Here is a 21251-nt window from a genome sequence, read left to right as displayed (position 1 = left end):
ATATTATTTTTAAAAATTACATCTTATTCCAAAGCCGAACAGAGAATGAAATTGGGCCATTTGACTATTTTTCAAAAAGCGCAGTTGCCCGTTAACCAGAAAAACCAAATGTCCTGTCAGATAACTTTCAAGTGACAACTTACCACTTGCCCCATAAATAAAATTATCTATAGGGTTAATTATTGAACCATCATAAAGCAAATCATCACCTGTATTAACCTTCTCATAACCAACAAGACCTCCAATTCCTAAATTAAGATTGATATCTCGCATCAAGTCTCCCCATAAATAAAAACTGTAACCACCACTCAGCAGGAAAGTATCTATCGGGATATTATAGTTTGTGTATTCATAATATTTCCTGCTATATTCTGCCAGTCCAAAAAAATAATCACCATTTTTTACGTAAGAAACAAGTCCCGTACTTAACATATAATTTTGCTTTTCAGGAGAGTTTGGAAATACAGAATAGGAAAGTTCAACACCTGTTTGTCCAGGAATCATCTGCTGTGCAGATGATTCTATATTCATTGTAATAAGAAAAAGCATTGCTATCAATAATCTGTTCATCTTAGTTGGTTTTGAAATTTAAACTATTAATCAGTTTTGCATTGATCAGCTCCGTATTCTCAAGTTCAACTTTTTGATGTCGCCCTCCATTTCTTTCCAGAACTTCAATTTCTAACACTTGATCCTTTAACAAGGTAAATTGCTCCAGTACATAAACAGCAGTTACGTTGGAATTATGTTTTGCGGTCATCATCGGTGAATAAATCCTGATTGGTTCCAACAACTTATCCTGAATAACAGTTCTCTTTAAATTCTTCTTATCTACAATTTTAAAATTGATTAATTCAATATCATAAGCTATATTGCTTCTGTTATCAACTCGTATGGTAAAGTAGAATTTATTGTCATTGACGTGTAATGCACAGACAGAAAACAGAATACCAAAGCTCTTTGATGCAATATGCTTTACGGTTCTCTGATTCTTTCGATACAAGTTTTCCATAATCAATTCTGTAAGAGATGAAGCGCTTCCCTTTAGATCTTCAAAAAGTACATCAGTTGAATATTCCTTTTCAATGCTTCTCTGCATCTTTAAAAGATCGTAGCTGAGGACCTCAGGATATGCACCGTAAAAGACATCGAAGCTGTAAAATTTTCCATCTTCTGTAATGACTGAAAAATTGGTTTCTTCTTCAAAATTTCTGACAGCAGACTTAACCCGGAGAACATTTCCGATAGGTTCTGCTTTATTAGCAACCAAAAGATCGCTTCCCAGATCGACGTATCTTATGGATGAAGGAAAAATCACATGAGTGGTTTTACTGTAGGTCACCTGTATCCTGAAAGGTTCCAGCTTAGCTTGTTCCAATGAAACATAGGTCATCAAGGAATCCTGACCGAATGCTCTGCTTATAAACAGCAGAAATAGCATAATGAGAATATAATAGCTCTTTTGTGTATTCATTTTTTAATTTTTTGATTAATTATTTTTGGGTACCAGTAAAACCTGATGGCCTGCTTTTACAGTTACTTTTAGCTGCCGGACCCTTTTTTGAAAATAACCCGACAACCCTTGTACGACTCCCCTGCTTAAATCAGCTGCAATCTGTTGTCCTGCCGATTGGGTCATCATAATATTGGTACCGGATGTCTGACTCATATTAGCTACAATATCGCTGACCGCATTCTGCTCCGATGAATACGGAACATATAAACCTGATTGTCCATCATTATCATGAACATTGATTTCCACAGGATAGACATTGCCTTTATGTTGGATGGAAGATATTGTTAACTGAAGTCTTCCGCTCTGAAATTTACTTGCAGCAACCAGTAAGCTTCCTGGAGGAATTTCAGTATGCCCAAGCTGCATCGCTTCTGTAAGTCTTATGGATAATGTACTTTCATTGACTAAAGTCTTAGTCTCATAAACAATACCTCTTATTGCATTTTTAGATTGACCTGAAATCTTTGTGTCATTTTGAGTGTCATAAAATCTATTTTGATTCAAACCTGCAATAAAGGCAATGTCTGACGGCTCTCTGTATAATAAAGAAACAATACTGGAATGTGCTGGTTTTGCCGGTGTCAGCTTAAACTTCTTTTCAGTTAATTTTTCTTCCTCTTCTTTTGGTGCTGATCCTTCTTGTTTTGGGGTTGTTGGAAGATATTTGGCTGCCATCTGATACGATTTTTCCATGAGTGCTAACTGATCATTCATTCCAAGACTCCCAGGAACAACATTGTTTTGCATCGCTTCATTCTTTAATCTTGAAATTTCTTTCCTCAGATTATTGACTTCTTGATCATCCCGGCCATAGAACGAACTCAAAGTCTGCTGCGCGTTGCGGTAACTGTTAATAGCATTCTTATCTGATTGCAGAAGAGTACCCGTATTAGACGTTGAAACGGACGGATTACTATTAGGGTTTAAACCATTTTGGTCATTCCAATAGTCTGATAAGGTGGTTATCGCATTTCTTTTTTCTTCATTCTTTTGTTCCAAAAGTTGCTGTTCGTAAGCCTTTTGCTTATCAGACTGTAACTCTCCGTCCTTTGCCTGCGGAATGGCGGCATTAAAACCGCTCTCGTCAATAATGGCATTGTTGGCTTTTGGTTTAAAAATGAGGTAAAAGCATGATGCACAGACGGCAGCCATCAAGAAATAAATAATTGGCTTCTTGAGTCTCTCCCAGTAATCTTTGGGATTATCACTCCCTCCGTTGGAATTTTGTGAGAGATCGTTTTCTGTCACTTTAATTTTCCCTGAATCTTTCATACTCTATTCTTTTGTTGTTGAGTTTACTGTGTTATCCCGTCCAGAACCCTTTTCAATTGATTCCTTAGAAATTCCTTCAATATGATTGGTAGACATGGCATTATTCTTTTGACCTGTGGAAATAAAGATGTTGATAATAGCAATGACTGTTAGAAAAACATAACCCCCAAAGAAAACTTTGGTTAGGAATCTTTGCTTCGCTACAGGAAGAACTTTCCAATGATTTTCCATCTCTAAAACATAATGTTCGATTGTATCTCTTAGTTTTTTCATTATGGAAATTTTAGCGTTCAACAGTTTCTACATCTTTGTTTTCAATCACGTTGAATTTTTCAATGGTAAATCCCTGCGGATTGCTGTCAGACCTTACAGAATTAACCAGTGAACAGTTCGTAATTAAATTCCTGATGGTAAGATTACTTGATCTGATAATGAACTGTCTGGCGTAAGTTTTTATGGTATAAGGGTAACTGTCGAAGTTCGCAACAACACTATCTACCTCAACCCTCTGTTGGATATTGCCAGAAATGATCCTGTTATAATATCCTTTCTCCTGAAGGTCTTTGTAGTAGTTGAATGCAGATTGGTCAGCCAAATTGAAAGCTCTTTTCACATTACTCTCGATAGCATTCTTATCCGGTGCTATTGTAAAGAACAATTCATGAAATCGTCTGACGTGTTCTCTCGCTTCCACAGGCCTGTTAATCGACATATCCTGAGAAAGAGCTACCATTAATGATTTGCCGTTATCCAATACATAGATCTTATGACGCTGCTGTTCGGCAAACTGATAGGATTTAAAAACGACCACGCTCACAACTCCAAAACATAACACTGCAAAAACAAATGTAAACAAGCGGATTTGCTTGAAGCTGCTCTCAATATTTCTTAAAGTTTTAAATTCCATAGAACTGTATTTTTATTTTAATAATCTTCCCGAAATATTACCTGTTGCAGAACCTACTGCTGCTCCCGCAACATTGCCCGACTTCGTAGCGGTCTGGTTCACATTACGCATGAAATTGCCTGCGCCTCCTGCCTGAATTATCCAGCCCGTAACAGTTGGTACTGTAAAATAGCCTATGATGCCGATCACCATATAGATAATATACACTGTATTGGAGGTATCAGGTATGAAAGTGGGATCTGCCAGCATCTCGATATCCCGTTCTAAAATCAAAGCCTGTATCTTGGCGAGAATAGCACTGAATATGTCAGCCACAGGAAGCCATAGGTAGACACTAACATACCTTGTCAACCACTGGGTTAAAGTGGTCTGGAAACCATCCCACACTGAAATCGCAAATGCAATAGGTCCCAAGATTGAAAGTACTATCAGGAAGAAAGTTCTGATGGTATCTATAACCAATGCAGCAGCCTGGAATAGTATTTCTAAAAATTCGCGAAAACCATCTCTGATATCTTTCTTGATCAAAAACATCTCTCTCTCAATATACATTCCTGACATGGTGACTAAATCCGAAGGTGACCATCCGAGTTCTTCGAGCTTTTTGTCAAATTCTTCATTAGAAATCAAATAAGCCATCTCTGGGTTTCTGAGCATCGCTTCCCGCTCTAAAAGATCTTTTTTCTCCTGCAGTTCATTCATATTCAGTACTTGGTTTTCCAACATTGAATGACTTCCCTGAACAACTGGACTCATTACTCCATTAAGACTTCCTAAAACCAACGTTGAGAAAAACATAATGCAAATGCCAATGCTAAAAGGTCTCAACATTGGAAATAAATCAATAGGTTCCGCACGGCTCAACGACTGCCAGACTTTTAAAGCCACGTAAAACAAAGCTCCTAAACCGGCAACTCCTTTTGCGACTGCAGCCATATCGGCGCACATCGGCATCATCTCTTCGTAAACGGAACGCAATACTTCGTGTAAGTTGCTGGGTTCCATCTTACCAGTATTTTTGGTTGGAGGTTCCGTAAAGACCTAACATCCTTTGGGTGTTGTTCTGTTTTTTGGCTCTCAGATAGCTGACCGAAATATTCTTATTGGTGTAGTATCTGACTAAATTATGATAAGCTTTAACCTCTTTGTAAACTCTGTCCACAACATCCATTCTTTCTTTATCATTAAGGGATAGGCCGTTGGAGGTAATAATCTCCTTCAGCTCTTTCAACAGCTCCGTACTCTCCGTAAGAAGAGCAGAATAACCATTGGCAATAGAAGCTAATTCCTGTGCATTGAAGTTGGGGTCATTCAGCATTTTACCGAAATTGTTGACATACATCTCGGAGACATCACCGACCAAAAGGACGGTTTGCTGGACTTTTCTGGCATCTTTCACCAAATTATTGATGGCTTTAAGCTTGTCATAATATTCCTTACCCTGTTCATACACTTTCTTAACTTCATTGAAATTCTTAACAACATTGGATACTGTCGATGAAGTCTGCACAATTTCATTGGCAGAATTTAAAATTCCGGATGCCAGATTAGCAGGGTCAGTTACCACAAATTGTGCTTTTGCAAAGGTGAAGGCAGCGAAGAATGCTACCATCAATGTTTTAATGATTAAGTTTTTCATTATTGTAAATTTTAATTGATTTGATTTAATTTTCTTTTGTATTTGATTTGATTCTCTTAAGAGAAATCCGCTTGATGGCGTGTTCCACATTACCGTCAAGTTCCGATGCAAGGTTCATCACTTCCATCTTTTCTATTTCTTCAGTGGTGTAAGCCAGATATTCTTCAGTGGATACTTCAGTAGCATAGACCGCAGAGTGCGTTCCGCCCAGTCCAATCCAGACCTCCTTATAAAGTCTTCTCGGATCATTGTTCATATTGATCGAAAGTACCTGGGACTTTTCTTTGTCAGTCAGCCCCAGCATAGCCTGGATGTCATCGAACTTGTTCATGTATTTGCGCTGGTCGAGAAGGATCTTACAGTCTGAATTGTTTATGATACTTTCTTTGACGATTGGAGACTGGATGATGTCATCTACTTCCTGAGTTACTACAATAGCCTCTCCGAAGAATTTTCTTACTGTCTTGAACAAATATTTAATGTATTCTGCCATACCCTCCTTGGCAATCGCTTTCCAAGCCTCTTCGATAAGGATCAGTTTTCTGATTCCTTTGAGCCTTCGCATCTTATTGATAAAGACCTCCATAATGATGATGGTTACAATAGGGAACAGAATTTTATGATCTTTAATGGCATCGATTTCAAAAACAATAAAACGCTTAGATAGCAAGTCCAGTTGTTTTTCTGAATTCAGCAGATAGTCATATTCTCCTCCTCTGTAGTAAGGCTCTAACACATTGAGAAAATTGGCAATATCAAAGTCTTTTTCCCTTACTTTCTTTTGCTCCAGCACTTTCTGATAATCATCCTTGACATAATCATAGAATCCATTGAAAGAAGGATGCATGTCATTGGTTTTAATCATTTCGATATATCCGCTTACCGCATTGGATAGCGCTACTTCCTCTGAACGGGTTGGAGGTTCATCATCTCTTTTCCATAGCGTTAAAATCAATGTTTTGATACTCTCCCGTTTTTCGATGTCAAAGATTCCGTCATCGGTATAGAATGGATTAAAGGCAATCGGGTTGTCTTCTGTATAGGTAAAGTATACGCCATCCTCTCCTTTAGTTTTACCTTTGATCAGTTCACATAATCCCTGATAAGAATTTCCTGTATCAACTAGTAGAACGTGAGCACCCTGTTCATAATACTGCCTTACCATGTGATTGGTGAAAAATGATTTTCCGCTTCCTGAAGGTCCTAAAATAAACTTATTACGATTGGTAATGATGCCCTGTTTCATCGGGAGATCGGAGATATCCAAATGAATGGGTTTACCGGTAAGGCGGTCAGCCATCTTGATTCCGAACGGTGAAGGAGAGTCCTGATAATTGGTCTCTTCGGTGAAAAAGCACAAGGCCGGTTCGATGAACGTGTAAAAGCTTTCCTCACTCGGGAAATCACCTGCATTACCCGGAATACCTGCCCAGTATAAAGTAGCTGTATCTGTTGTATTATGGCGGGGCTTACATTCCATCAGAGCTAAAGCACCTCCTGTATCATTTTTCAACTGCTTTAGCTCAGCAGGGTTATCCGACCAGGACATCACATTGAAATGAGCACGTACAGATTGCAGACCATAAGAATGCGCTTCATTCAGATACTTTTCAATCCATTCCTTATTGATCTGATTGGCTCTGCTGTACCTTGCCAGAGAATGCATATTCCTCACTGATTTTTCAAACTGCCGAAGATTCTCATCGCTGTTGTCAATGAACAGGTACTGGTTGTACATGTGATTGCAGCTCAACAGAAGTCCAACAGGAGAAGCAAATGACAGAAGACAGTCACTGCGGTCTGTACTTAGTTTTTCATAGCGGCTATGTGAGGATACCGTTCCCGGCAAATCTTCTGTATCCGACAAGGTATGCATACTGATCCGGTTATTACCGATGCGTACTTCCTCTGACCCTAACTTAATATCCTGTAATGATGGATTATTTTCACGGGATAAGGTAAGATACTGTTCCAGTAGTCCCGAACTATCCGAAGTTCCTGATATCTCATCTTCAGTCATCCTTTCAAGATGGATGTAGCCACTGTCATTCATGATCCGCTCCAGCTGATCGATAGCTTCAAGAAATCGATTGATGACTTCCTTATCCCTAATCTCCTTCGGAATCAGCTTGCCTTTGCAGAGAGATGAAAAGTTGCTTTGCATACGCATTCTTTCTTTACTGGTTTTCGTAATGAACAAATAGCAGTAATGATTTAAGAAAGGTCTCTCATTGAAATGGCGCTCAAAAGATTTTGATAGAAAACTCTGGTCTTCTTTCGACAGATCAGGATTATAGTTTTCTTTGATAAACCAGTCCTGCTTATGTACAACCGTATAGTCAGGAAGCGTTTTAATGGCTTTGAACCATGCGGAATGCATGGCTTCGTATTCAGTGGAAGCCACGGTAAACAATTCAGGAAGTCTTACTTTAAAGCAAACTGTAACATCAGCATCTTTTGAAATGATACAATCATTTTCAATTGCAAGCAATGGAAATTTACTTTCCAACGTTGCTGCCTTAGAAGAATTTTTCATATCGAAGCACTTTTACGGTTAGTTTTCAGATATCGATAAATACTCTTTCGGCTGATGATATATTTGGGATGTTTCTTACGAGCTCCCATTTTCATAAGTCCGTACTCGCCGTATTTTCCATTCAGCGTAAAAGTTTGCCAGATGAGAAGTCCATTGCCGGCGCCTCCCAGAATCAGACACAGATAGGTATTGACGCCTGCTATATACATAATCATCACACAGATCAATAATCCTAGCAGGCCGCCGGCGAAAATAAAAAGGTATTGCGCCTTCAGTCCTTTAAATTCTACCTTCCTCCCTACTCCTTTATTAATATGATAGATATTCATAATACCAAAATTTAAAGGAAGAATGAGCGAAGGATCGTTGCTGCCACAATCAGAAATATACATGCTCCAAACCAGCTTGCAGCAGTCTTGCTTGTGTCAGGATCACCGCTGCTGAACTTGTTGTAAACCTTAACCCCTCCAATTAGTCCGACCACCGCCCCGATGGCATAGATCAATTGGGTAGCCGGTTCAAAATAAGAGGTGACCATCTGAGTAGCTTCGTTGATCCCTGCGGTACCATTGCCTTGGGCAAATACACCTGTTACTGCTATAAAGGTTGAACCTGATACTAGTAGTTTTTTTCTTTGTTTTTTCATAATTGAAACATATCAATTTGTTATGGGGTGCCACACTTTGCGGAACTATGGGACAAAGATGTCTGAGCCTTGGAATTATTTTAGGCTAATGGCATCATCAGGAATCTTTTGGCTTTCAACTAACAAGACACTTACCTGCATTCGTTGATAATTAATTGTAAATTTGTAGGGAATTTCAAAAAAGACAATCATGGATAAAAGGTTCACCGACATTATTGAACTTATCAAGCGATCTCGTAACAATGCTATAAAAACGGTCAATGCAGAACTGATCACTTTATATTGGAATATTGGTGAATATATCAGTAGAAAGGTGGAATTAAGTGAATGGGGACAATCTGTGGTCAAAGAATTATCTCACTATATCCAGACCAATGAACCTGACATCAAAGGATTTTCGGATAAGAATCTTTGGAGAATGAAGCAGTTTTATGAAACCTACAAGGAGTTTCCAAAAATCTCTACACTGTTGAGAGAAATCAGCTGGTCCCATAATCTGGCTATATTTTCACGTTGCAAAACAATTGAAGAACAAGAGTTTTACATCAAACTCACAAAGCAGGAAAATTACAGTTTTAGGGAACTTGAAAGGCAAATTTCCAGCAGTCTTTTTGAAAGAACCATGATCGGAAATTCAAAACTCTCAACAGTGTTGAGAGAAACCAACGCAGACATTGCCAATACCTTTAAGGACAGCTATGTCTTTGACTTTTTGAATTTACCTGAAACGTTTAATGAAAGCGATCTACAAAAAGGACTGATACAGCAGATGAAAAACTTCATACTGGAATTAGGCAGAGATTTTCTTTTTATCAGCGAGGAGTACAAAGTACAAGTGGGAAATTCTGATTTTTATATCGATCTGTTATTCTTCCACAGAGGTCTGCAATGTCTGGTCGCGTTTGAACTGAAAGCAGATAAATTCAAACCCGAGCATCTAGGGCAGCTCAACTTTTATTTGGAGGCTCTCGACCGGGATGTAAAACGTCAAAATGAAAACCCAAGCATTGGCGTACTGCTGTGTAAAGACAAAGATAGCGAAGTGGTAGAATATGCGCTTAGCAGAAGTCTGTCTCCAACCATGGTCTCTGAATACAAAACCCAGCTGCCTGACAAAAAAGTTCTGCAGAAGAAATTGCATGAATTGTTTGGCCATACAAGATAAATCTCTAAATATAATATCGTCGAATTCAAGACTTGGATTGTATGATCTGAGTCTAAAAAAATATTAAAAAGGGAATTTGCCTAAACAAACTTCCTAATATCGAAACTGTCCGAAGAATTACTTTGCTTAGAAGAAACGATCTCGTCATCATTCGAAATGCTCGAGCTTAGCAAACTGGCAATTCTTTTTGAAGCATCTCCTAATGAATTCTCTAAAAGATCAAAAAGCTCGGTTCCCTGAATTCCTTGAATAATATCGACTGCTTGCCGTTCTAAATCAGGTTTCAACACGTCCTGTTGAAGCAGCTGACCCGCAGTACTCAATTCCTGGAAGGTAACCCCTGTAGCAAACCCGCTTTCAATTTTAGAATCATCCTGATATTGCCAGTCTTCTTCCTCGTCATACCAATCATTATTTTTGACCAGTATATCGTCAAATACATCCCCCTTGGTTTCTGAATCAAAATTATTTGCTTTGGTTACGATAGATTCTTTCTGGCCATGATCAGCATCAGATGGCACTGGTTTTCTCTCTTCTTTCTTTGTTTCTCCAATAATAGAGGGCAAATTCTTCTTTGGGTTACTACTATCTTTCCCTCGGGTATTGATTGAAAAATTTCTGTCTAAAAGAATCAGAATAATAATGATTAACAAACCAATTATGGTGAGTTGTTCCATAAGATTAAGTATTAAAAGATTGGACGATATTTGTTGTTGAAATCATCTGTAATCTCCTTTTCAAACAATTCAAAATGATAAGCCAGGATATTATCCAAATAAGCATATAAAGGAATCTGGTCATCTGCAATGATCTGAATAATACGTAAGAGACGTTCATGATATTCTGGACGGATGTAAATACTTTTATCACCGCGCTTGGTCATCGTATGATGGGTTAGAAACTGTTCCGCATAAGTAACTTCAACACTTTTTTTGCTTTTTATTTTTTGCTTCGTAATTAACTTTTCCTTTGAGGATTCATGTTCTTGGCTCTGCGATTCCTTCTTTGTGCTGCCAGCCATTATAGACATCAGATATTGTTCATCAATACTGTTCTCTTCGCTGTTGTTTTTATCATTGTCCATCTTTTTACAATTTTACAATTCTTAAAAACTCATCCATAAACTGATCAAGCCTGCATAATATCATTAGTTTAGGGTCTGCGGGCAGTAAGGTTGATCGGAAAACTGTTTTTGCGACCGTCTCGCCTTCTTTTCTAAATCTCTTGCTGTCGCTTATGGAAGTTTCCATTAATGAAATACCCAGATCTTTGATAACCTTTCCATAATTTTTATACAATGGCGTTTTTTCTCTCCCATCGACTTGGTTCCAAAAAAGATGTATACTTTTGATTTCGGTATGCTTTTTCTTCATCAGGACATTGCTCAGAACATCCGTAAAACTCAGAGTGCTTTCCAACACAACACGATCTGCCATTATGGGAGAAAAGATATGGTGAACATTGGCGAGTGTACTCAAGATACCGGCAGTATTAACTGTGCCAGGTAAATCCAGAAAAACGATGTCCGGTAAAACTTCGGAGTTAGCAACATAACCTCCAAGCTCTCCCAACACCGTATCGGTCTTGCTCTGGAAAACAGGATAGGCTTTTTTATTGATGCTCGTAAATTGCTTATGGGCCATTTTTTTTAATATCTCATTTTGCATCACTGTTTTTATATCCCGCTCTCTCATCTGTATCAAACTGTACTGTGGAAAGTCACAGTCGAACACTGCGACATTATAATCCAAACGATAATGAAGGATACTGGCCAATAGGGCTGTGAAAGTGCTTTTTCCTACACCTCCCTTTTGAGTGGAAAAGGCAATAATTACGGGTTGTTTTTTTGTTTCCATTTTTTCTGATTTTATAGTTGAACATTTCTTAGGATATCAAGTAGAATGTCTTTCATTAAGGCCTGGATGAGATCAAGTGCTCTTGAAAGCTATCTTGAAGTCCAGCTTTCAATCAGTCAATCGTGTCTCCATGAATGGATTTTATTACATCAGTCAGGATGTAATTCCTGAATGACCTTTCTCTCACTGGGTGGCATTCTTGCAATCTGGAAAGCTTGATTTACTGAAAGCTTGGATGTCTGTCTTCACGATTTCAAACAATTTTGCCATATGGCAAGCCTGCTGAAATTCTCGTACAAATAACTGATATCCATTGACACTTAGCTTTTCAATGGTTGTCTTTGGCTTGGAGTGGTTTTGTTTGGCTTTATGAATAACATCGGCTCTATTAGGGATAGTTATTTACTTTGTTAAAGGAGATGGACATACCACTATATCTTAATCTTTTCAAACCTTAAGATTCCGGTATGCCGGATTAAATCTATTGTATTATGGGTTTATCCTTTCACCCGAAAGGAGCAAGTTATGTTTTGAGTGCCTCATAACTTTTTTCGTGCCTCAAAACAACTTGCCCTGGCTGGGGCTTTAAAAACCACTCCGAAGTCGCGATTTTGATCATATTAAATTGGATGCTATGGACGTAAATACAAACAACAAAGGTGGACGTAGGCCTAAACTGAACCCCAGTAAAAACAGATATGTCTTCCGTCTTACAGATGAAGAAAATAGTAATTTTTTGAAACTGTATGAGGCTTCAGGCATGAGTAACAAATCGAAATTTATTACAACAATTTTGTTTCAGAGAGAACTAAAAATTGTAAAGGTTGATATTTCAACAATGGATTATCACACGCAATTGACTAAATTCTTCTACCAATTCCAGTCGATTGGCAACAACTATAATCAGATTGTAAAAATTTTCTATCGAAATTTCACTGAGAAAAAAGCTTCTTTCTATCTCTTTAAACTGGAAAACAATACCAAAGAACTAGCCTTAATTTGTAAGCAGATTATTGAGCTTACTCATGATTTTGAGCAGAACCATATTCAAAAAACTTCTGAAAAATGATTGCAAAAATTGGAAAAGGAGAAAATCTTTGGGGTGCTCTCACCTATAATCAGCTAAAAGTGGACAACGAAAATGGAACTGTTTTATTCACTAACAAAATTCCAGATTTGTGGGATCGACCTTATTCGGTTAAATTTTTTCATCAGTATTTTGAACCCTACTTAATTGTCAATAATAAAACTGAAAAACTTGTAAGACATATCTCACTTAATCCTGATCCTGAAGACAAGGTTAATGATAATACTTATCGAGAAATGGCTCAGCAATATATGCAGGAAATGGGTTATGGTAACCAACCCTATATAGTTTTTAAACATACGGATATTGATAGGACACACATTCATATCGTCACCACATGTGTTCAACTTGATGGAAAGAAAATAACAGACCGCTATGATCACCACCGATCAATGGAAGCCTGCAGAAAACTGGAAAAACAATACAAGTTAAAAGTTGCTGGTGAGAATAGAAATTCATATCAAAACTTTATTTTTAAACCTGTTGACTATACTAAAGGGAATATTAAGGCACAATTATCATCGGTACTACGGAATATGCCTAGAACCTACGGCTTTCAAAGTATTGGTGCATATAACGCTTTACTCTCTCAATTCAATATCTCCATTGAAGAGGTTAGCGGAGAACTTCATGGAAAGATGAGAAAAGGAATGGTCTATTTTGCTACGGATAAAAATGGAAAAAAAATAAGTCACCCTTTTAAATCATCCCTTTTTGGCAAACACGCAGGATTTGAAAATATTCAAGCGCTCATTGAGAAATCAAGAGTGAACATGAAAAATAATCCTTCAAAACTAATTCTCAAAAGAACTATTGAAACAGCAATCAGCACCAGTAAATCTGAAGCTGCATTTAAAACGCAACTTCTTGAACAGGGAATTTCAACTGTCATACGAAAAAATGATGGAAGGATTTATGGAATCACATTTATAGACCATTACTCCAAATTAGTTTGGAATGGCTCACAGTTAGCTAAAGAGCTCTCAGCCAACTCATTCAATAAACTATGGAATGAATTAGAAACAAAAACTGAAACCAATTCATACAGTAATTCTAAAGAGGATTTATCATTTGAAAAATCTTCAGAATACTTCTTCAACAATAACATCCACGAAATATTTGAAGGATTTTTTAACGGTTTATTGCCATCAGGTATAGATGATGATCAGGAGGAACAAATTTTCGAATCAGAAATGAAAAAGCAGCAGAGAAAAAGAAGAAAAAAATGACCTTCTTTTACAAAAACTGGCTTTACAACTATGCCCTGAGAGCCAAAGTCAGCCAATTAATGTTTGCAATGTCGCATTCATTTTTAATGAATGCATAGTCATTTATCTATGCTTTTAAAATGTGATATGCAGGGTGAAGACGATTTAAGAGGGCTTGCCAAAATCATGGCATTTATGCGAGCGGTCAGTATTATTCTAGTATTAATACATCTCTATTGGTTTTGTTACGGATTTTTTGCACAGCAGCAATGGACATTAGAACTGATCAATAAAATACTTCATAATTTTAACAAGACAGCAGGCCTTTTTTCTCATGCTATTTATTCTAAGCTGTTTGCTGTTGTTTTGTTGGGTTTGAGTTGTCTCGGCACAAAGGGGGTCAAAAATGAAAAAATCACTTGGGAAAAAATCAGTGCTGCTCTTTCTATTGGTGTTATACTATTCTTTTTAAATCCAATTATTTTACAACTTGGCACCAGCTTTACAGCTGTACTTTACATTATATCCACCGGATCCGGATACATTCTGCTAATGCAGGCAGGAGTCTGGATGAGCCGTTTACTGAAAACGAATTTAATGACCGATGTTTTTAACAGTGAAAATGAAAGTTTTCACCAGGAGACTAAATTACTCTATAATGAATATTCAGTTAACCTTCCAACCAAATTCTATTATCAAGGAAAATGGCATCAGGGATGGATTAATGTAGTCAATCCGTTTCGTGCCACCATTGTTTTAGGAACACCAGGCTCAGGAAAATCATATGCCGTTGTTAACAATTATATCAGACAGCATATCGAAAAAGGATTTTCCATGTATATCTATGATTTTAAATTTGATGATTTGTCTACCATCGCCTACAACCATCTTTTAAATCATTCAGATGCTTATAAAATAAAGCCGAAATTCTATATCATCAACTTTGACGACCCCAGGAAAAGCCATCGATGTAATCCCTTAAACCCCAATTTTATGACGGATATATCAGATGCCTATGAAGCTGCTTATACCATTATGCTGAATCTGAATAGAAGCTGGATACAAAAACAGGGTGACTTCTTTGTCGAAAGTCCCATTATTTTGTTAGCTGCTATCATATGGTTTCTTAAAATTTATGAGAACGGAAAATACTGCACTTTTCCACATGCTATTGAGCTGTTGAACAAAAAATACGAAGATGTCTTTACAATATTAACATCTTATTCTGAATTAGAGAACTACCTGTCTCCTTTTATGGATGCATGGCAAGGCGGTGCACAGGATCAATTGCAAGGACAAATCGCTTCTGCAAAGATCCCTTTGTCAAGAATGATCTCACCTCAATTATATTGGGTAATGACCGGAGATGATTTTTCTTTAGACATCAATAATCCAAATGAACCTAAAATTCTATGTGTTGGAAATAACCCTGATCGTCAGAACATTTATTCTGCTGCTCTTGGACTATACAATTCAAGAATCGTTAAGTTGATCAATAAAAAAGGACAGTTGAAAAGTTCTGTCATTATTGATGAGCTGCCGACGATCTATTTCAGAGGCTTAGATAATTTGATCGCTACCGCTCGTAGCAACAAAGTTTCGGTTTGTCTAGGATTTCAGGATTTTTCTCAATTAACAAGAGACTACGGAGACAAGGAAAGTAAGGTTATCCAAAATACGGTCGGTAACATTTTCAGCGGACAGGTGGTTGGAGAAACAGCAAAAACTTTATCTGAACGTTTTGGAAAGGTACTGCAAAAAAGACAAAGTATAACGATCAATAGGAATGACACTTCCACTTCCATTTCAACCCAGTTGGACAGCCTGATCCCGGCATCAAAGATCTCTACCTTGACGCAGGGTTTCTTTGTCGGTGCGGTATCTGATAACTTTGATGAAAGAATTGAACAGAAGATTTTTCATTCGGAGATTGTAGTGGACACCGTTCAACTTTCTAGAGAAATGAAAGACTATCAAAAGATCCCGCAGATACGATCCTTTATTAATGAGAACGGAAATAATTCAATGAGTAAACAGATTGAAGATAATTACAAAAGGATTAAGGCAGATATTTTTGGCATCATCACAAATGAAATGGATAGAATAAAAAACGATCCTGATCTGCAGCATTTAATTAAAATTGATTAAAGAATAAAACCTCAAATACAATAAGATTTGAGGTTTTATTATCTATTACATTACTCAGTATCACTGTTCATAAAGTACTGATTGAGATTTTCACTGACCAGTCGAAGGAATTTGGTTGGCCCCTGCTTTCGGTTACGAATTTCAAAGATGGTTTTATGAAAGTTGCCCAAATCGCAGTCCAATGACTTTTCTGTAAATTTGATGACTTCGCTTAACTCTATATTACCCCCATTAAAACAACGCATCTGGTAAAGTGCATAGATCAGTTCTATAAGGCCAACCTTTGATCCCGACCACGTAAGGGGAGAAAGTACTTTTGCTGTTGTGCTTTCATTAGAGTTTTCAATCTGCTTTTTTAAATACTGGTCAAATTGCTGGTTGGAAATGAATCTGGCTATCAAATGGTCATGTGATGTTGTAAAACTTGGATCATAGTTATAAAACCCTGATGATAGCTTCATTTTCAGATCATACGAGTTGCGTACAAATATTTTATGATCAAGATACGTAGCTTCACGCTTATAATAGCTGTAAAATTCAGAATGTTCTACATAAAAGCTTTTTAATTTCTCCTGCTCTGCCGTATAATATTTTTTCAATGCCTTATTTCCTGCAGCCGGTTTGTGAGACTCAATGTCCAGTACTGCAGAGTAATAAATAAATTTTGAGATAAACTGTGGTTTTAGCTTCTTAAAAAAAAGTACTTCTTCGGCAATATGATCAAAAGAGTGATTTGAAACCAGAAGTTTCAATTTCCTTATTGACTCGTCAATGATTAGTAAAGCCTTTTCTGAAATTTTGATCATATCATTTCCATCCGCATAGACTTCGTTAATCTTTACATCCAGATCTTCCAATAACTGTGATGTTCTTTTAAAAATAGTTTTTGTTACCATGTCCTTTTTTCAGGAATTTACAAAAATCCGCTAATGCAAGACTTAATCAACCAATACCCAGCTCCTTTTTCCGGTTTTTTATATAATCTGTTGGCCGGATACCATTGATATCAAAAAACAGATTTGAAAAATTTTGACGAGCCGCTATACCACATTCCTCAGCTAATGCTTCAATAGTATAGTTGAGATATTTACTATTAGTATTGAGTAAATTGGTAATATAATTAATGCGCAGTTCCGCCATATATCTATTAAAATTCATCCCTTTTTGCTCATTGATATAAACAGAAAGATAGTGGGAATTGGTTCCTAATTTTAAGGCAATACTCTTTTGTGTAATGCCTTTCTTTCTGAATTGTTCTTCCTGCTCAAACCTCTTAAGCTTCTCTTTGATTTCTAAGGTCATTTCCGAAGTAAGAGAAGTCTTTCTTACTGGAAATTCTTTCAGATCCTCTTTTAAAACATCATTGATATTATATCTTCCCGCTGCAATTCTCTTCTGAAGAAGATTATATTGTTTTTTTATTTTTTGATCTTTTCTGTGCCTCACAACCAAAAAACCAAGGACTATACCTCCTAATACAATCAAGATCTGGGCAATTACCATTTTTTTTCTGCTTGACTTCTCAATTTCTTCTTTTGCATCAATCAGTGTTTTTCGGTCAAAGTCCTTATGAAGTTTTAAAGATAAGTAAGGAAAATCCTTGCTGATTAAACTGTCAGCTTTTAAAAGCTGATTGGTATAATAAAGCTGCTTGTTGACATCTTTATTTTTATAGTTATCTATAAGATAATGATAACTTTTATATACTTCCGGAAGTATAAAATCATGGTAGTTGAAAATGGAGTCTATCTTTTCATAGCATACCACCGCACTGTTGATATTATTCTGTGCTTCATAGGTTTTACCAAGGTAATAGTATACCACAGAAGCCCAGGCAAAATCGTTTCTGTTGAGAATAGTGGGTAACGATTTTTGTAAATGATTCTGAGCTCCGGCATAATCTTTTTTGTGATATCTGGAAATTCCAAGGCATTTAAGAAAATAGCTTTTCTCCAAAGCAAAATCGTTATTATGATCGGTTAACCGATAACCCAGCATACTTAAACTGTCACTCTTACTAAAATTGTTCAGATATCTGTTGAGCACGGTCAACTGATGTAAGCAGTTCAGATAAGCTTTCTCATAGTTAAACCTTTCATTTTCATGAAGGTTTTCATTTAACTTTGACCTGTAATAAGAAGCACAATTCAAAAAATGATTCATTGCTTCATCATAGTAACCCAAATGACTTTTTACAATTCCTAAGTGGTAAATAACTTTAAAGTGATGGTACTGATCTTTTGAACCTTTTGAGTATGTATAGGCTTTAAGGTATTCATTTAAAGCTAACTTATATTTTTTTTGATAAAAATAATAGATGATTCCCTTGCTTAAATACTCTTTACTGATATCATCCTGTGTTCCATACTGTAAACTAACGGTAAGTGCACTGTCAGCATACTTCATTTTGTTTTTGTAGTCAAACTGTCTCCCGTCTCTATACCCTTGAATCAGCTTTGAAAAGTTATTTTCGTTTTTTGCTTTTTGAATATACAGTTTTACATAGGGCATTGCATGAATGTCATCTATTGCCATTTTTTCATAAGGCTTTCTGATCTCACTGAAAGTTTTTTCCTTTCCCTGTTGCGAAAATAAGAATTGCGAAAATGCAGAAAATAAGACGATAAAGTAGTAAAACTTTTTCATAGACTGATATTTAGAACCTCACCGTCTCAAAAATAATCATTTATGTTTTAAATAAATCAAAACTATAGGAATTAAATACCAACAAGAACAAGGTGAATGTAAAATACTAATAAACAGTTGATTAAATCAACATTCCAGATGTATTAATTTTAAAATAGAGACGTATCAATTTTAAAATAGAGTCACAGAACAGTTTTTTTTAGCTCATAAGCCGGATAATTTTGACATCAGAATTCAAATATAATCCGGCCGGGATAACCCAATTAAAATTATTAAAATGAAAAAGTTTATCCCTTTTTTTAGCATAATGATCGGAGCAGTTTCTCTGCAAAGCTGTGTCCATCGAGATGAAGACATCATATCAAATAGTGAAAAGATTGAAAAATCAGCACGTACAATAAAAGTTTTAGCAATGAAACAGGATTCTGTGACATCCTTAGAGGTGATTGAAAATCCACCCCAAAAAGATCCTCCTGTGAGGGACGGCGATAATTGGCGGCTGACTCAAGATTGAAGACTATGATAAACTATGATTCCTCATACCTCCATATCAGTTGTTACCGGCTTACCATGTCCAACAAGTGGCATCTGGGAAAGTATGGGGAATTTCAAGACAACTGTAACCCTTTTCAAAGGTGAACCAATGCCTGAATATTGCGGGTGTAAGATCAAATGGAGATTGATTCAAGTGTGTTAAACCCTATAAAAACAAGCCATGAAAAATTTGTCCAGTATAATCCCTAACATTGTAAGTTACTTCTTTATCTTATTATTTGTATATGCGAGTGTAAGTAAACTTGCTGACTTTGAAAATTTTCAAGTTCAAATAGCCCAGTCTCCTATACTCAGCGCATATGCAACGGTTATATCATATGCTGTAATAGGTATTGAGCTACTAACTGTTATGCTGCTGGCTCTTCCCAAGCAACGCTTGAGAGGCTTGTTTTTTTCACTAGCCTTAATGATGAGCTTTACTGCCTACATTTATATAATTCTGCACTACAGTGATTTTATACCCTGTTCCTGTGGTGGCATCTTGGAGAAAATGGACTGGAATGAGCATTTGATATTTAATGTCGCCTGTGTAATATTTGCTTCCAATGCAATTGTTTGTACATATTATACCCTCCAATACAGCAGAATTAGGATTTATTTCAAGTTATTAACAATCATTGTGATAAGTACCTTAGTAGTAGTTCTCATGTTTTTACAATCTGAAAATACCCTTAAAAAAGAAAATAATTTTACCCGCCGTTTTTTGCCACATCCGCTCATTGAAGATAAAATCCTAGAACTTGATAATGAACATTATTACTTGGCGGGATACACAAAAGAAGCTTTATTTCTGGGAAACAATTCCACTCCTTTGGTTCTCTCCTCTGTAGACAATAGGTTTAACTTACTACAAACAATGCATATACATCCGGATGATACTGATTACAACTATACCAATTTGCATTTAAAAGTAAGAGGATCTGATTATTTTCTTTATGACGGAAGTGTTCCGATTATATATAAGGGAAAAACATCAGACCCGCTTGCCAGAACTATAAGCTATAATGATGTATACTTTAGTCAGCTTGCCATTATTGATTCTTCACATTTTGCAGTGAGAATCCAAAGCGGTACAACGGGTGAATATGAACTGGGAATACTCAGTCCTTATGATAAGCCTAAATTCAAACTGTCGCCGGACCTTTTGGAAAAACAGATAGACGGAATATTTGATGCAGACGGACAGTTGATCACAGATGGAAAAGGCAAATACATACAATATGTATACGCCTACAGAAATCAATTTATGGTCATCAATGACAGGCTACAGTTAAAAAACAGATTCAATACCATCGATACCATTTCAAAAGCTCAGGTTCAGCCCATTAAACTATCAGATGGAAATACCAAATTACAGTCACTGCCTTTAAAAGTGAATGCGGCATTAGCTACCAATGGACCATTTCTTTTTAACCGATCTTATCTGATGGGAAAACATGAATCCAAGGAACGCTGGAGAAATGCAAGTATTATTGACATTTACCGAACAGACAGACAAGAATATGTCGGAAGCTTTTATATGGAACATATCGATCGAAAATCTATTTCTCAGATGATGGTTACTGATCAATACTTATATGCAATCTTAGGCAACAAATTAATCCGCTATCAATATCGAACATCAGCTGTAAAATATTTTACAACAGGGGAAGCTGAAAACCTGAACAAAGAGTAAGCATTTACCAAAACCTTAATTATTATGAAAAAGTTTCTTATCCCTGCCGCCCTGGTTATTATGGGCACAGGAGGTGCGTTAGCATCAAACATCGAAAGTTCGTCCAAAGTCATTACTATTGGATATAGAATCGGCAATTCCGGAGAGCCTCCATGTGTTCCTGTTAAAAACTGTGAAACCGTAAACACAGGTGTACTATGTACATATTCAGATTCTACAGGTATGCACACCTTAAAAAGATTAAGCGGCTCGCAGTGCTTTGGATCTCTGTATGAAATTTTACCTTAAATTCAATTAATTATTAATCAGAAGGATGCCTGAGGCATCCTTCTTTTTTGATGGATATCATCAGGGATTGAAGTGAGCTAATTTCACCTGAAAGTATCTGGATGAAA

22 protein-coding genes and 1 pseudogene are annotated in these 21251 nt (G+C 36.7%); 8 read left to right on the top strand and 15 right to left on the bottom strand.

Translation table 11 applies throughout. The features are described from left to right. Positions 1-9: 9 nt before the first annotated feature. The 10 genes from ACP3T3_RS01195 to ACP3T3_RS01150 are packed head-to-tail and all read right to left on the bottom strand — an operon-like array spanning position 10 to position 8516. Positions 10-570 carry a conjugal transfer protein TraO gene (locus ACP3T3_RS01195; protein ID WP_426478127.1) on the bottom strand — a complete coding sequence of 187 codons (561 nt, stop codon included), beginning with the start codon at positions 568-570 and terminating at the stop codon, positions 10-12. Between the two features lies 1 nt (position 571). Then, complete coding sequence (traN, locus tag ACP3T3_RS01190; RefSeq protein ID WP_426478126.1) at positions 572-1474, bottom strand: conjugative transposon protein TraN; 903 nt, start codon at positions 1472-1474, stop codon at positions 572-574. A 15-nt stretch (positions 1475-1489) separates the two neighbouring features. After that, positions 1490-2788 carry a conjugative transposon protein TraM gene (gene traM, locus ACP3T3_RS01185; protein WP_426478125.1) on the bottom strand — a complete coding sequence of 433 codons (1299 nt, stop codon included), beginning with the start codon at positions 2786-2788 and terminating at the stop codon, positions 1490-1492. Positions 2789-2791: 3 nt separating this feature from the next. After that, positions 2792-3061 (bottom strand): hypothetical protein, encoded by a 270-nt coding sequence (locus tag ACP3T3_RS01180; protein ID WP_426478124.1) that lies wholly within the window; start codon positions 3059-3061, stop codon positions 2792-2794. Between the two features lie 10 nt (positions 3062-3071). Continuing rightward, positions 3072-3695 (bottom strand): conjugative transposon protein TraK, encoded by a 624-nt coding sequence (gene traK, locus ACP3T3_RS01175; RefSeq protein WP_426478123.1) that lies wholly within the window; start codon positions 3693-3695, stop codon positions 3072-3074. Positions 3696-3707: 12 nt separating this feature from the next. After that, the gene (traJ, locus tag ACP3T3_RS01170; RefSeq protein WP_426478122.1) at positions 3708-4700 is read right to left on the bottom strand and encodes a conjugative transposon protein TraJ; all 993 of its coding nucleotides are present in this window, start codon (positions 4698-4700) and stop codon (positions 3708-3710) included. 1 nt (position 4701) lies between these two features. Further along, on the bottom strand, positions 4702-5307 hold the full coding sequence (locus ACP3T3_RS01165; RefSeq protein ID WP_426480015.1) for a DUF4141 domain-containing protein: 606 nt from the start codon (positions 5305-5307) through the stop codon (positions 4702-4704). A 52-nt stretch (positions 5308-5359) separates the two neighbouring features. Further along, a complete protein-coding gene (locus ACP3T3_RS01160; RefSeq protein ID WP_426478121.1) occupies positions 5360-7870 on the bottom strand; it encodes a TraG family conjugative transposon ATPase in 2511 nt (836 codons plus the stop codon). Beyond that, positions 7867-8199 carry a DUF4133 domain-containing protein gene (locus ACP3T3_RS01155; RefSeq protein WP_426478120.1) on the bottom strand — a complete coding sequence of 111 codons (333 nt, stop codon included), beginning with the start codon at positions 8197-8199 and terminating at the stop codon, positions 7867-7869. Before ACP3T3_RS01155 ends, ACP3T3_RS01160 begins: the two co-directional genes overlap by 4 nt. Positions 8200-8210: 11 nt before the next feature. Next, positions 8211-8516: a DUF4134 domain-containing protein gene (locus tag ACP3T3_RS01150; protein WP_426478119.1), complete on the bottom strand. Its 306-nt coding sequence runs from the start codon at positions 8514-8516 to the stop codon at positions 8211-8213. 190 nt (positions 8517-8706) lie between these two features. Between ACP3T3_RS01150 and ACP3T3_RS01145 the strand changes: the two genes are divergently transcribed. Next, complete coding sequence (locus tag ACP3T3_RS01145; RefSeq protein ID WP_426478118.1) at positions 8707-9681, top strand: PDDEXK nuclease domain-containing protein; 975 nt, start codon at positions 8707-8709, stop codon at positions 9679-9681. An 80-nt stretch (positions 9682-9761) separates the two neighbouring features. Here ACP3T3_RS01145 and ACP3T3_RS01140 read toward each other — a convergent pair whose 3' ends face one another. The 3 genes from ACP3T3_RS01140 to ACP3T3_RS01130 are packed head-to-tail and all read right to left on the bottom strand — an operon-like array spanning position 9762 to position 11537. Next, positions 9762-10358 (bottom strand): hypothetical protein, encoded by a 597-nt coding sequence (locus ACP3T3_RS01140; RefSeq protein WP_426478117.1) that lies wholly within the window; start codon positions 10356-10358, stop codon positions 9762-9764. Positions 10359-10369: 11 nt separating this feature from the next. After that, the gene (locus tag ACP3T3_RS01135; RefSeq protein ID WP_426478116.1) at positions 10370-10765 is read right to left on the bottom strand and encodes a DUF3408 domain-containing protein; all 396 of its coding nucleotides are present in this window, start codon (positions 10763-10765) and stop codon (positions 10370-10372) included. Positions 10766-10769: 4 nt separating this feature from the next. Continuing rightward, on the bottom strand, positions 10770-11537 hold the full coding sequence (locus ACP3T3_RS01130) for a ParA family protein (protein WP_426478115.1): 768 nt from the start codon (positions 11535-11537) through the stop codon (positions 10770-10772). 634 nt (positions 11538-12171) lie between these two features. On the opposite strand from ACP3T3_RS01130, the gene mobA reads away from it, so the two are divergent. The 3 genes from mobA (at position 12172) to mobC (ending at position 15980) form a co-directional block, all read left to right on the top strand. Continuing rightward, a complete protein-coding gene (mobA, locus tag ACP3T3_RS01125) occupies positions 12172-12606 on the top strand; it encodes a conjugal transfer protein MobA (RefSeq protein ID WP_426478114.1) in 435 nt (144 codons plus the stop codon). Continuing rightward, positions 12603-13853, top strand: coding sequence for a conjugal transfer protein MobB (mobB, locus tag ACP3T3_RS01120; RefSeq protein ID WP_426478113.1), 1251 nt, complete (start codon positions 12603-12605; stop codon positions 13851-13853). The genes mobA and mobB overlap by 4 nt, the downstream gene beginning before the upstream one ends. A gap of 126 nt (positions 13854-13979) precedes the next feature. Next, positions 13980-15980 (top strand): conjugal transfer protein MobC, encoded by a 2001-nt coding sequence (gene mobC / locus ACP3T3_RS01115; RefSeq protein ID WP_426480014.1) that lies wholly within the window; start codon positions 13980-13982, stop codon positions 15978-15980. Positions 15981-16030: 50 nt separating this feature from the next. On the opposite strand, the gene ACP3T3_RS01110 is transcribed toward mobC, so the two are convergent. Together ACP3T3_RS01110 and ACP3T3_RS01105 are read right to left on the bottom strand one after the other, a co-directional pair. Further along, positions 16031-16876, bottom strand: coding sequence for an RteC domain-containing protein (locus ACP3T3_RS01110; RefSeq protein WP_426478112.1), 846 nt, complete (start codon positions 16874-16876; stop codon positions 16031-16033). 46 nt (positions 16877-16922) lie between these two features. Continuing rightward, complete coding sequence (locus tag ACP3T3_RS01105) at positions 16923-18626, bottom strand: helix-turn-helix domain-containing protein (protein ID WP_426478111.1); 1704 nt, start codon at positions 18624-18626, stop codon at positions 16923-16925. 277 nt (positions 18627-18903) lie between these two features. On the opposite strand from ACP3T3_RS01105, the gene ACP3T3_RS01100 reads away from it, so the two are divergent. From ACP3T3_RS01100 to ACP3T3_RS01085, 4 genes and pseudogenes are all read left to right on the top strand, one after another. Then, positions 18904-19140, top strand: coding sequence for a hypothetical protein (locus ACP3T3_RS01100; protein ID WP_426478110.1), 237 nt, complete (start codon positions 18904-18906; stop codon positions 19138-19140). Between the two features lie 201 nt (positions 19141-19341). Further along, a pseudogene (locus ACP3T3_RS01095) lies at positions 19342-19665 on the top strand (MauE/DoxX family redox-associated membrane protein); the annotation flags it as partial. Between the two features lie 135 nt (positions 19666-19800). After that, positions 19801-20856, top strand: a complete 1056-nt coding sequence (locus ACP3T3_RS01090) for a hypothetical protein (protein WP_426480023.1) — start codon at positions 19801-19803, stop codon at positions 20854-20856. Between the two features lie 24 nt (positions 20857-20880). After that, positions 20881-21144 carry a hypothetical protein gene (locus ACP3T3_RS01085; protein ID WP_426478109.1) on the top strand — a complete coding sequence of 88 codons (264 nt, stop codon included), beginning with the start codon at positions 20881-20883 and terminating at the stop codon, positions 21142-21144. Positions 21145-21251 lie beyond the last annotated feature (107 nt).

It is taken from the genome of Chryseobacterium sp. CBSDS_008 (assembly GCF_049959325.1).
GTDB lineage: Bacteria > Bacteroidota > Bacteroidia > Flavobacteriales > Weeksellaceae > Chryseobacterium.
The sequence above is the reverse complement of the archived record's forward strand: the minus strand, read 5'-3'. Positions and strand labels throughout refer to the sequence as shown.